Genomic DNA, 12,202 nt, shown 5'->3' with positions numbered 1-12,202 from the left:
TAATTTATAATAATTTATAAATCTTCGTTTGAAGTGCTCAGTAGAATATACGTAACCAACATTAACTCCCTTATCATCTACTAAATACTACTTTAATAAATATACTTCTGCTATAAAATATTTTGACATTCTAGTTTTTCACAACACCATTAAATAATAGAATATTATCAATATATATATATCTATATATTTTTTATATTAATTTTTATAAAAAATTTCAAAAATTTATTTATGAAATACTGATACTCTTAATGTACAAATAAATTGCTATCACCTATATCCCTATGAAAAAAATACAAATGCCTGATACTTTAGTGATACTATTCTGTATCGCAATCCTCGTAGCAATCACAAGCTATTTCATACCAGTTGGTAAATTTGATGTAAAAAAAATCCAATACTCTTCAGATGGCCAAACATATTCTAGAAATGTATTAGTTGCTGATAGCTTTCAATATAAATTAGATTCTCAAGGCAATCCAGAAACATCTCCTGTCAAAGTCTTTGCAACTGAAAATAGTCAAAGTCGAGGTTTTACTAATTTTATATACAATGGTATAACCTCAGGATCAAAAGATGGTGGCGCTGTTGCAATTATAGCTTTCTTATTAATTATAGGAGGCTCTTTCGGAGTTCTTCTTAAAACAAAAGTTATTGACCAATCAATTCTTAGAGTAGTAAATAAATTCCAAAATAACAAAATCATCCTACTGCCTGTTTTATGTTTTATTTTTTCTTTAGGCGGCGCTGTATTTGGTATGGGAGAGGAAACCATTCCTTTTATAATGTTGCTTGTGCCAATTTTTGTACTTATTGGGTTTGACGCTCTGACTTGCACTGTGGTTATCTACTTAGCGACTCAAATAGGGTTTGCAACTTCTTGGATGAATCCTTTCTCAGTTAGTATTGTTCAAGGAATTGCAGAAATTCCAATATTATCAGGTAGCCTTTTTAGAATTATTATGTGGTTTGTATTTACTCTATCTATAAGTTTTTTTGCAATCATCTATGCACTAAAAATACAAAAGAAACCTCAATCCTCACCTATGTATATTTATGATAATTTCTATAGAAACTCTGATGACCATACTTTAGAACAAACACAAAAAATGTGTATCTATTCATGGTTAATACTCTTGAGTTTTATCGCTACGATAATATGGCTAGTGTATGGCGTAGTAGAACTAGGCTATTATATCCCCGAAATTGCGACACTTTTTACAATACTAGGACTATTAACTGGGCTGTTTGCTATAGTTGGTAAAGTAAATGGTATGAACTTAAGCATTGTTATTGATGCTTTCAAAAATGGTGCCAAAGATCTTTTACCTGTTTGTTTAATTATTGGTTTTGCTTATGGTCTGATATATCTTATGGGAGGCTCTAACCCCCAAGATTACACTATGCTAAACACCGTATTACACTATGCTTCAGAAGCTATATCAGGTACCAATGAATATGTATCTGCTATAGGGATGTTTTTCTTCCAATCAATATTTAACTTCTTTGTTACATCTGGCTCAGGCCAAGCAGCTCTTACCATGCCAATTATGTCGCCATTAGCAGACCTAACGGGCCTAAGTAGGCAAATTGCTGTCTTAGCATTCCAACTTGGTGATGGCTGGACACATTGCTTAATGCCTACATCAGCTACACTTATGGCTGTACTTGGTGTTGCAAGAATACCTTATGGGTTATGGCTAAAATTCATCTTTAAATTCTATCTATATCTAATGACTTTAAGCTCTATTATGATAATTATAGCTGTGTACATAGGATATAAATAAAATCTCAACCATGTAAATATTTATTCAAATTATACGCAATAAAATCCTTGATATCGAATATTAATTTGATAATATGAATAAATATTCAAATAAACAACTGGTAGTAAAAATGTCAATCTCATATCAAAAAGTCGCAAGTCATGAAGCAAAAAAAGGTGATTTCAAACGTTGTCTTCTGCTATACTCAGGTGGGCTTGATACATCAGTTATGCTCAAGTGGATTCAAGAAGAATATGATGTTGAAGTTGTTGCTTTAACTATAAATATTGGTCAAGTTGCTGATAATCTAGAACAAATAAAACAAAAAGCTATCAGCTTAGGTGCTATAGATGCTGTGGTGTATGATGCCAAAAATCGTTTTGCAGATGAGGTTATAAGCAAAGCTATTAAAGCAAATGCTGATTATCAAGGTGGCTATGCTCTTTCAACTCCTCTTGGCAGAGTTATTATTTCAGAGATAGCTGTTGAAGTAGCTAAGAAATATGATTGTCAAGTTGTTGCTCATGGTTGTACAGGCAAAGGTAATGATCAAGTTCGTTTTGAAAGCTATCTAACAACATTAGATGAAAATATAAAAACAATTGCTCCTGTTAGAGAATGGGGAATGGGTAGAGAACAAGAATTAGAATACGCTGAAAAACATGGTATTCCAGTTAAGCAACAAAAAGATAAACCTTACTCTTATGATGAAAATATGTGGGGTAATACCGCAGAAGGTGGCGAAATAGAACATTCAAATTTAATTGCTCCTAAAGAGGCAATTTTACAATGGTGTAAGACTCCCGAAAATGCTCTTGATAAACCACAAAATGTTACCCTAGAGTTTGTCGAAGGTATACCAATCAAGCTAAATGGAAAAGCTATGCCTTTAGGAGAGCTAATAATGCAATCTAATAAAATAGGTGGCGAACATGGTGTTGGGGTATTTAACCTTATTGAAGATAGATTGATTGGTCTAAAAGTTAGAGGTATTTATGAAAACCCAGGTGCTAGCATTATAATAGCTGCTCACAAAAAGCTTGAGCAACTTGTTTCTACCCGTCAGGAAAATGAGCTAAAAACATTTATGGACAACAAATGGGCTTACCTTGCTTATGCTGCTGAATGGTATAACCCTGTTATGAATAATATTCTTGCATTTATCGAAGAGCAAAATAAAAAAGTAACAGGAAAAGTGACTGTATCTTTATATAAAGGTAATATAGAAGTAGTAGCAGTCGAATCACCATTTTCTATGCTAAAACCTGAGTTAGCAACTTTTGAAGCTGGTGGCGATTTATTTAATCATAATGCTTCTGCTGGATTTATAGAACTTCACAGCTTAGCTCAACGTACAGCATATTCAATAACGAAAAATAGGAAGTAATATTATGAGCAAAAAACTTTGGCAAACAGAAACAGATAAGCTCTTACCTATAGTTGAAAAATATACTGTAGGTCAGGACCATATACTTGATCAGAAACTATTAAAATACGATCTACAAGCTAGTTTAGCTCATGCAAAAATGCTTTATAAGATGAAAATCATTACTAAAGATGAACTTAATCTTCTCAAAAAAGGATTACAAGAAATACAAGAGCTCCTATCTAACAATGAATTTAGAATAACTCAAGGTCAAGAAGATGGTCATACTGCAATTGAACAGTATTTATGTACGCATTATGGTGAAGTTGGCAAAAAGATACACACAGGTAGAAGTAGAAATGATCAGTCATTAGTGATGCTACGTCTTTTCATGATAGATAAGATTCAATTCTTAGAAAAAACTATTCAAGAGAATATCTACACTCTTCGCTCTAAAGCTAGTAAATTCAAAAACATACCCATGCCTGGCTATACGCACATGCAAAAAGCAATGCCAACTACGGTTGCAACTTGGTTGGGTTCTTTTGCTGATGCACTAGCAGACACTCTATTACTAATATCAGCTACTAGCAAAGTTATTAACCAAAACCCCCTAGGATCAGCATCAGGATTTGGTATCAACAACTTCAAACATGATAAAGAATATACTACCGAACTGCTTGGCTTTAATAGAACACAAGACAACCCTATTTATTGCGCATTCTCTAGAGGGTATTTTGAAAAGCTGACACTACAAACATTCTCAAACCCTATAAGCATCTACTCAAGATTTGCTAATGATATGATGTTATTTACAATGGCAGAATTTGATTACTTTAGTCTAAACAACTCATATACGACAGGGTCATCAATTATGCCTCAAAAACGTAATTATGATTTATTTGAAATCATGAGAGGCAATGCAAAATTGTATCAAGGTTACCTCCAACAAATCACTTCTATAATTGATAGTGTCCCTAGTGGTTATAATCGTGACTACCAACTAACAAAACTACCATTCTTTGAAGCTATAACTCTAATCGAAGATACCGCTTTATTATTTAACTCAACAATCAAGGATTTGAATGTTCATATAGATAAACTAGAGCAAGCAATGACCCCTGACTTGCATGCTACCGAAGAAGTATATAAATTAGTAGAACAAGGTCTGTCTTTCCGTGATGCTTATGTAGCTATCAAACTTAAACTAAATAAATAATTCTAGTATTTTTGCAAAAAATAGATATATTCTTCTGAAAAGCTTATAATTGCGATATCTCAATATCGTTAAAATAACGAAGGCTGAAATAAGACAGTGGTTAGTTTATATAAGGGAAATTTATGGATAAATCTGATATTTATAACGATCTAAGACAGCTCATTCTTAGCAAAGAATTTTCTTCTCAGAACGATATCTGTGATACTTTGGAGCGCCTAGGCTATAGTGCTAGCCAGTCAAAAGTTAATAGAATGCTCAAAAAAATCGGTGCCGTTAAAGTCAAAAATGAGAAAAGTACTCTAGTATATAAAATACCCAATGAGCCAGCTCCTCCAATAATGACTGATAATATTTCATCTTTAGTTATCAAGATTGATGCAAATGAAGCTATTGTTATAATCGATACTGCACCAGGTGCTGCACAATTAGTAGCAAGGACTTTAGACTATAATAAAAATAGCTTTGAAATAATTGGTATAGTAGCCGGTGATGACACAATTTTTGTTGCTCCATCATCAATCAAAAATATTAAAAAATTAAAAACGAACATAGAAAACTTTTTATTTTCAAAGATTTAGATTTTTTATTATACTCACAGCTTCTAAAATAGTTTCTTCGCCTATAGTCAATGGTGGTAGAAGTCGAATAGTATTATTTCTAGTTTTTACAGCAAGTATTCCTAGATTTAAAAGTTCTTGATAAAAACTCTCAAAATATTGCGGATATATTTGCAAAGCAATAAATAAACCTTTTGCTCTTATTTCTTGGATATATTTAGAATTTATTTTTTTTAACTGATCTACAAATAAGCTTCCTAAAGCTTCAGCTCTCTCAGCTAAAGATTCTTCATCCAAAATACTAAGAGCCTTATACGCTATAGCAGAAGCCAATGGATTTCCTCCAAAAGTACTACCATGATCACCAGGGTGTAACACTTCCATAAGATCTTCTTTGCCTAGAAACAGTGAAATAGGTAATACTCCTCCTCCCAAAGATTTCCCCAATGTCATCCCATCAGGATCTAAACCATAATGCTCTTTAGCAAAATTTTTGCCAGTACGTCCCATACCTGTTTGTATCTCATCTAGAATAAACAACACATTATTCTTTTTGCAAATTTCTTGGCACTTATACAAATACTCCTCATTTGGAATAATCACTCCACCCTCACCTTGGATAGGCTCAATAATTATTGCTGCTGTATTTTTTGTAATAGCTTTTTCAAGAGCATCTAAGTCATTATAAGGTATTGAGATAAAACCTTGAGGCATTGGACCAAACTTATCTTTATACGCATGATTCGATGATGTACCTATTGCCGTTATTGTTCTACCATGAAAGCTATTATCAAAAGTTATTATCTCTACCAAACCATCTGGAATCTGCTTTTTCACATATCCCCACTTTCTAGCTACTTTTATTGCAGTCTCTATAGCTTCAGCACCACTATTCATAACTATAGCCTTATCCATACTTGTTAGCTCACAAGCTTTCTTTAATAAATTTGCCAAAGGCTCATTGTGAAAAAGTCTTGGCACAACTGAAATTTTATTCACTTGCTCAAACAGAGCTGACAAAATTTTAGGGTTATTATGTCCAAAATTTACAGATGAAATACCTGTTGCCATATCGATATATTTTTTACCCAAACCATCATATACATAAGCATTTTCCCCTTTGACTATATTTATAGGCATGGCTGCTACTATATTTGCACCATACTGCTTTGTAATATTAACAACTGCTTTCATAACTTTTTCCCTCACATCAAATGAATAAATAAACACAAATCAATCTTTATTGTAAATTTTTATTCTTTTTTGGTAAATAATTATTCACAGCAAGTTTTTAAAATGTTACAGTGTTCATCAAGTATTACGAGTTGTGAGCAAATAATGATTTCGAAAATATGCATAGCTGGAATAAATGGTTACACAGGCCAGCTTCTTAAAGAATTAATAAGTAAACACCCCCATTTTAAATTAGTTGGGAGCTTAGGAATATCTAAGCAAGAAAATAAAGAATACACATACTCTTTGGATGAATTAAGTGCTGAAAACTTCGATGTGGATTTTTTATTATTAGCTACACCAGCAGAAATTTCTATAGAGATACTACAAAAACTCTATGAGAAGAATATAAAAACAAAGGTCTTAGACCTAAGTGGCGCCTTTAGACTAGATAAAGGTTTATTAGCATCTTGGTATGGATTGTCTCACTCTATTGAAGGCATAGAACAAGGTGCCAAATATGGACTTTCTCCATATGTTAAATTTACTCAGCAAGATACCATAATAGCGAACCCTGGATGCTATGCCACATGCGCATTATTATCACTACTTCCCCTACTAAAGCATAATCTAATAAAATCCAACAATATAATTATAGATGCCAAATCAGGAGTCTCTGGAGCAGGGAAAAAACCAAGACAAGATCTAATGTTCTCAGAGATGCTTAACAACTTTTTTCCATATAAGATTGGTAAACATCAACATATTCCTGAGATTCTAAAAGCTTTAACGGAGTTTGATATTAAAGAAGATGAGCTTTATTTCAACACAAGTATGTTACCGATTCATTCTGGAATTGCGATGACAATTTATGCTGATTTAAATTTAGAAACTACAACTTCAGAAGAGAATATTAGAGGTTTAGTTAGCGATGCTTATAACAAAGAATATGCTGACTATCCTTTATTTAAATTCATTGATATAGCAGCAGAGACAGATAGTACAGAAGTATCATCATTTCTGTCAATTAAAAGCATAGTTGGCACACCCCGCACTCATTTAGGATTTTCGATTAAAAATAATAAAATCATAATTTTTTCTTTTATCGATAACTTACTAAAAGGCGCTGTTACTCAAGCGATTGAAAACTTAAACAGCTATTACGGGCTTCCTATAACCACAGGATTATAAAAAAGGAGATAGACATGGAGAGCTTATTTAGAACAAAATTACCAAAAGGATTTTTAGCAGGTGGTGTAAACTGTGGTGTTAGGCTCTATCGTCCAGATCTAGGAGTTATAATTTCAGAAGAAAACTGTAAAGCTGTAGGAGTTTTTACAAAAAATAAATACAAAGCTGCACCGATTAAATATTGTATGAATTTGTTACCAGCAGGTAATATCAAAGCGATCATAACAAATAGTGGTCAAGCTAATGCTGCTACAGGAGAAATAGGCGATAAACACAACCAGCAGGTGGTTGATAGTTTAGCGACAGAACTAAACTGTTCATCTGAGCAAGTCTTGATTGCCTCCACTGGTGTTATTGGTCAACCAATGGCTACTGATAAAATAACATCTGCTATACCAAAACTAGTAAATAGCGTATCTAATATTGCTGATAAATTTGCAATCTCAATACTAACAACAGACCTACTACCTAAATCTGTCTATAAGAAAATACAGCTATCCACAGGGGAAATCACTATTACTGGAATTTGCAAAGGTTCTGGAATGATAAACCCAAATATGGCAACAATGCTTGGATATTTTCTAACAGATGCTGATATAGATATTCGTTTAGCTCAAGAAATCCTTAGAGAGTCAAGTGATAACAGTTTCAATATGATCTCAGTAGATGGTGATATGTCTACAAATGATTGTGTATTTATGCTGGCAAATGGCGCAAGTGGTATTGAAGTTTCATCTGATGAAGATATAAAGATATTCAAAGAAGCATTACATGAAATAGCTGTGATTTTAGCTAAAAGCATTGCTCGTGATGGCGAAGGAGCAACCAAGCTTATCGAAGCAAAAGTTACAGGTCTAAACGATGAAACACTTTCCAAAGAGTTAGCAAAGAAAATAATCTCTAGCTCTTTAGTCAAAACAGCAGTATATGGGGAATCTCCAAATTGGGGAAGAGTTTTAGCAAAAATTGGCGAAGTTGATATAGATGAGCAAACTCTAGAAAGTTGTCAGATATTTATGCAAGGACAGAAGATCTTCACAAACGGTCTACCTGTTTTAGATGATTTAACAAATCTTAAAAATGCCATGAAAGAAGATACTGTAACTATTGATGTCACATTTTCTCAAGGAAACCAACAAGCAATAGCATGGGGCTGTGACCTAACTCAGCAATACGTAAATATAAATGCGGATTATTTATCATGAAAGAATTAGCAAATAAAAGAATCTTAATAAAACTAGGTGGCTCAGTACTTGAAGATGAAAAAGTGATGAAAAACCTATGTATTGATATAAAAAACCTAAAAGAAGCTGGGGCAGAAATAATCATTGTCCACGGTGGTGGTAAATTTATAACCAAGTGTCTAGAAAAGCACAATGTTCAAACAAAATTTCTAGATGGTTTAAGAGTTACTCCAAAAGAACATATGGAGATAATTCAAATGGCTCTATACAGAGTTAACAAAAAGCTCTCGCAAATGTTTAGTAGTATCAATTTAGATGGTATTAGCATATCTGGTGAGGATAGTAACTTAGTTACTTGTAGCCTAATCGATAAAGATAAATATGGTTATGTTGGTTTAGTCAAAGATGTTGATCCTACAGTTATTCTAAAATCTCTACCTCAAGGGCTAATACCTATAGTTGCAACGATTTGTCTTACCGATAAATTTGAGTCAGTAAATGTCAATGCAGATAATGTTGCATCAGAGCTTGCTATTATTTGTGATGTCGATGAGCTTATCTATATAACTGATCAAAATGGTGTACTTGATAATAATGGTAATTTAATCAAAAGCCTTTCAGTGAAAGATATTTCAAAACTAATTGAAAGTAAAACAGCTATTGGTGGAATGAGTATCAAACTTGACTCAATAAAAAACTTTTTAAATTGCTCAAAAAAAACCATCAGCATACTAAATGGTAATCAAGAAAAAATTTTAACCAAAAAAATATTATTTAATGCAGAAGAACTAGGAACAACTTGTGTATTTGGAGGAGGAATATGAAAAACTTATCTTTTAATCATCTACTTTCAGGGGCAGAAATAACAACTAAGGATTTTGAAAATATAATTCAAATAGCCCAGGATATGAAAATTAATCCTCAAAAATATAACCATGCCTTAAAAGATAAGATTATTGCGCTGATTTTTGATAAACCATCTCTTAGAACTCGTTTTAGTTTTTCTGCTGCTATTATCGAAATGGGTGGTAATCTAATCGAGAGCGTCTCTGCCTCTAGAAAAAATGAACAACCCAAAGATTTTATTAGAGTGATACAAAACTATTGTTCTGCTGTTGTGATTAGAACTTTCGCAGATAGCGATGTTGAGGAAATGGTTTCTTACTCTAAAGTTCCAATTATAAATGCTTTGACAGATTTATATCATCCTTGTCAAACATTAGCAGACTTACTAACATTAAAAGAAGTTTTTGGTAGTTTAGACTCACTAAAAATAGCTTATATAGGTGATTCTAACAATATCTTATACAGTTTGTTATTATTAGCTAATACTATCGGCTTGGAAGTACATTACGCTTGTCCAAAAGGTCATAAACCAGATCAAAAGATTTTAGATCAACTTCAAGATCTAAGTATCGCAAAAGGTTTTGATGACCCTAAAGAAGCTGTGAAAGGATGTGATGCTGTATATACTGATGTCTGGTGTAGCATGGGCTTTGAACCAACAGCAGAAGATTCTTTCGCAGGATTTCAGGTAAATAAAGAGCTAATGTCATATGCAAATGATAATGCTATCTTTATGCATTGTATGCCTATGGAAAGAGGCAAAGAAGTTAGCGAAGATCTCCCAGATGATAAATGTTCGGTTATTTTCCAACAAAGTTTAAATAGAAAATTTGTGCAAAAAGCTCTTTTATACATTATGATGGGAGATTTAAAAACAAATTAAAAAATATATTTCTAGATAAGATGATTAAGAAAAAAGAATAGAATAAAAAGAAAAACTATTTGATATATTTGTTCACAAGCTTAACAAAGGCCATTGGATCTTCTATCTTAGCACCTTCAACAAACATTGCCTGAAGAAGTAAAAGCTCTGATAAGTCTCCAAATACTTCAGTATCAGCTTCATCTTTTAGCTTTTGTACTAAATTATGTTCTGCATTAAGCTCAAGAATAGGCTTCATACCCATACCAGGCATAAACCCTTGACCAGCTTCTTCCATCATCTTCTGCATGTGTAGACTCATACCATAGTCATTTACAACCACACAGCTTGGAGAATCTGTCAAACGCTTAGACAAGCGTACATCTTCAACCTTATCTTTTAGAACTTCTTTAATTTCTTTTAAAACACTTTCAAAGTCTTTCGCTTCTTTCTCAAATTTCTCTTTGTTCTCTGGAGTCTCAAACTTATCAAGATCGATATCACCCTTGATAATAGACTTCATATGCTTACCATCAAACTCAGTCAAAGTAGACATCATCCACTCATCGATTCTATCTGTCATCAAGATAACTTCGATACCTTTCTTCTTGAATGCTTCAAGTTGTGGGTTATTTGCAGCAGCCTTATAACTATCAGATGTAATATAGTAGATAGTATCTTGACCATCTTTCATACGTGAGATGTAGTCAGCTAAAGAAACTGTTTGCTTGGCATCACCACTTTCTGTAGTTGCGAATCTCATTAAACCAGCAATTTTCTCTTTATTTGAATGATCATCAGAAACGCCTTCTTTAAGCACTTGACCAAAGTTATCCCAGAATTTTTGATATTTCTCAGTATCTTTATTTGCAAGCTTTTTAAGCTCTCCTAATATCTTAGATGCAGTAGCTTTTCTGATTTTATCAATAACCTTGTTATGCTGTAAAATCTCACGCGATACATTAAGTGGTAAATCAGCAGAGTCAATAACACCTTTAACAAATCTTAAATATGGAGGTAATAGTTCTTTATTCTCCATAATAAATACTCTACGCACATATAAAGATAAACCATAATCTTTATCTCTATTCCAAAAATCAAAAGGCTTATTCTCTGGAATATATAGCAAGCTGTTGTACTCAAGATTACCCTCTACTTTATTATGAGACCACATCAAAGCATTAGCAAAATCATGAGATATATACTTATAAAACTCTTGGTACTCTTCGTCACTTATTTCATCTTTTGATCTTAACCAAATAGCTTTAGTATTGTTTACAGTCTCATACTCATCTTTGATTGTTTGCTCACCCTTATCATTAGTTTCAACTTTTTTCATTTGAATCGGTGTATTAATACAATCAGAATACTTATTAACTAAACCTTTTAGTAAGTGATACTCGAGCAGATCTAATTGATCTTCTTTTATATGAAGAGTTATTTCTGTACCACGCTTGTCTTTAGTAATAGTCTCGACTGTAAAGCCATTTTTTGCATCAGAAATCCATTTAGTTGCCTGAGCTTTATCTTGGCCTGCTTTTCTTGTTCTAACTGTAACCTTATCAGCAACGATAAATGAAGAGTAGAAACCAACACCAAACTGACCAATTAATTCATTATCTTTACTCTTGTCGCCAGTTAAGCTTTCTAAGAATTTTTTAGTTCCAGACTTTGCAATTGTACCAAGATTTTCAATAACCTCTTCTTCAGTCATACCAATACCATTATCACTAACAGTAATTGTTTTTGCATCTTTATCAAAATCAATTCTAATAGCATAATCAGTATCATTCTCATTCAAAGCTGCATTAGAGATACTTTCATATCTTAGCTTCTCGATAGCATCAGAACTATTAGATACAAGCTCTCTTAAGAATATCTCACGGTTTGAATATAGTGAATGGATCACAAGATGAAGTAATTTATCAACTTCTGTTTCAAATGTATATTTTTTCTCTGACATTTATATAACCCTCTTTTGTTATACTTTTTTCAAATAACTTAATCACAAGTATCTATATGAGAGTCATTGCTATTT

The 12,202-nt window shown here is 32.7% G+C and carries 10 protein-coding genes; 8 read left to right on the top strand and 2 right to left on the bottom strand.

What is annotated here, in order from left to right:
• The first annotated feature begins 299 nt into the window (after positions 1-299).
• The 4 genes from yfcC to F7308_RS01315 all read left to right on the top strand — a co-directional run bounded on the left by yfcC (position 300) and on the right by F7308_RS01315 (position 4,929).
• Positions 300-1,787 carry a putative basic amino acid antiporter YfcC gene (gene yfcC, locus F7308_RS01330; protein WP_408610312.1) on the top strand — a complete coding sequence of 496 codons (1,488 nt, stop codon included), beginning with the start codon at positions 300-302 and terminating at the stop codon, positions 1,785-1,787.
• 73 nt (positions 1,788-1,860) lie between these two features.
• Entirely contained in the window at positions 1,861-3,153 is a 1,293-nt protein-coding gene (locus F7308_RS01325) for an argininosuccinate synthase (protein ID WP_232215352.1), read from the top strand.
• A 4-nt stretch (positions 3,154-3,157) separates the two neighbouring features.
• Positions 3,158-4,351, top strand: coding sequence for an argininosuccinate lyase (argH, locus tag F7308_RS01320; protein WP_013922048.1), 1,194 nt, complete (start codon positions 3,158-3,160; stop codon positions 4,349-4,351).
• A 122-nt stretch (positions 4,352-4,473) separates the two neighbouring features.
• Entirely contained in the window at positions 4,474-4,929 is a 456-nt protein-coding gene (locus F7308_RS01315) for an arginine repressor (RefSeq protein WP_013922047.1), read from the top strand.
• Here F7308_RS01315 and rocD read toward each other — a convergent pair.
• Complete coding sequence (gene rocD, locus F7308_RS01310; RefSeq protein ID WP_013922046.1) at positions 4,918-6,102, bottom strand: ornithine--oxo-acid transaminase; 1,185 nt, start codon at positions 6,100-6,102, stop codon at positions 4,918-4,920. The two genes, F7308_RS01315 and rocD, sit on opposite strands and share 12 nt — an antisense overlap.
• A 144-nt stretch (positions 6,103-6,246) precedes the next feature.
• Between rocD and argC the strand changes: the two genes are divergently transcribed.
• The 4 genes from argC to argF are packed head-to-tail and all read left to right on the top strand — an operon-like array spanning position 6,247 to position 10,185.
• Positions 6,247-7,272 (top strand): N-acetyl-gamma-glutamyl-phosphate reductase, encoded by a 1,026-nt coding sequence (argC, locus tag F7308_RS01305; RefSeq protein ID WP_013922045.1) that lies wholly within the window; start codon positions 6,247-6,249, stop codon positions 7,270-7,272.
• A gap of 14 nt (positions 7,273-7,286) precedes the next feature.
• Positions 7,287-8,477 carry a bifunctional glutamate N-acetyltransferase/amino-acid acetyltransferase ArgJ gene (gene argJ / locus F7308_RS01300; RefSeq protein ID WP_013922044.1) on the top strand — a complete coding sequence of 397 codons (1,191 nt, stop codon included), beginning with the start codon at positions 7,287-7,289 and terminating at the stop codon, positions 8,475-8,477.
• Positions 8,474-9,280 carry an acetylglutamate kinase gene (argB, locus tag F7308_RS01295; protein ID WP_013922043.1) on the top strand — a complete coding sequence of 269 codons (807 nt, stop codon included), beginning with the start codon at positions 8,474-8,476 and terminating at the stop codon, positions 9,278-9,280. Before argJ ends, argB begins: the two co-directional genes overlap by 4 nt.
• On the top strand, positions 9,277-10,185 hold the full coding sequence (gene argF, locus F7308_RS01290) for an ornithine carbamoyltransferase (RefSeq protein WP_013922042.1): 909 nt from the start codon (positions 9,277-9,279) through the stop codon (positions 10,183-10,185). The genes argB and argF overlap by 4 nt, the downstream gene beginning before the upstream one ends.
• 55 nt (positions 10,186-10,240) lie before the next feature.
• On the opposite strand, the gene htpG is transcribed toward argF, so the two are convergent.
• The gene (gene htpG / locus F7308_RS01285; RefSeq protein ID WP_013922041.1) at positions 10,241-12,127 is read right to left on the bottom strand and encodes a molecular chaperone HtpG; all 1,887 of its coding nucleotides are present in this window, start codon (positions 12,125-12,127) and stop codon (positions 10,241-10,243) included.
• Between the last annotated feature and the right edge of the window lie 75 nt (positions 12,128-12,202).

It is taken from the genome of Francisella salina, from assembly GCF_000219045.1.
GTDB classification, from domain to species: Bacteria; Pseudomonadota; Gammaproteobacteria; order Francisellales; family Francisellaceae; genus Francisella; species Francisella salimarina.
The sequence above is the reverse complement of the archived record's forward strand: the minus strand, read 5'-3'. Positions and strand labels throughout refer to the sequence as shown.

Excerpts from the sequence above, each read along its gene's own strand:
- yfcC (WP_408610312.1), top strand. The coding sequence starts at position 300 with ATGCCTGATACTTTAGTGATACTATTCTGTATCGCAATCCTCGTAGCA.
- F7308_RS01325 (WP_232215352.1), top strand. The coding sequence starts at position 1,861 with ATGAATAAATATTCAAATAAACAACTGGTAGTAAAAATGTCAATCTCA.
- argH (WP_013922048.1), top strand. The coding sequence starts at position 3,158 with ATGAGCAAAAAACTTTGGCAAACAGAAACAGATAAGCTCTTACCTATA.
- F7308_RS01315 (WP_013922047.1), top strand. The coding sequence starts at position 4,474 with ATGGATAAATCTGATATTTATAACGATCTAAGACAGCTCATTCTTAGC.
- rocD (WP_013922046.1), bottom strand. The coding sequence starts at position 6,102 with ATGAAAGCAGTTGTTAATATTACAAAGCAGTATGGTGCAAATATAGTA.
- argC (WP_013922045.1), top strand. The coding sequence starts at position 6,247 with ATGATTTCGAAAATATGCATAGCTGGAATAAATGGTTACACAGGCCAG.
- argJ (WP_013922044.1), top strand. The coding sequence starts at position 7,287 with ATGGAGAGCTTATTTAGAACAAAATTACCAAAAGGATTTTTAGCAGGT.
- argB (WP_013922043.1), top strand. The coding sequence starts at position 8,474 with ATGAAAGAATTAGCAAATAAAAGAATCTTAATAAAACTAGGTGGCTCA.
- argF (WP_013922042.1), top strand. The coding sequence starts at position 9,277 with ATGAAAAACTTATCTTTTAATCATCTACTTTCAGGGGCAGAAATAACA.
- htpG (WP_013922041.1), bottom strand. The coding sequence starts at position 12,127 with ATGTCAGAGAAAAAATATACATTTGAAACAGAAGTTGATAAATTACTT.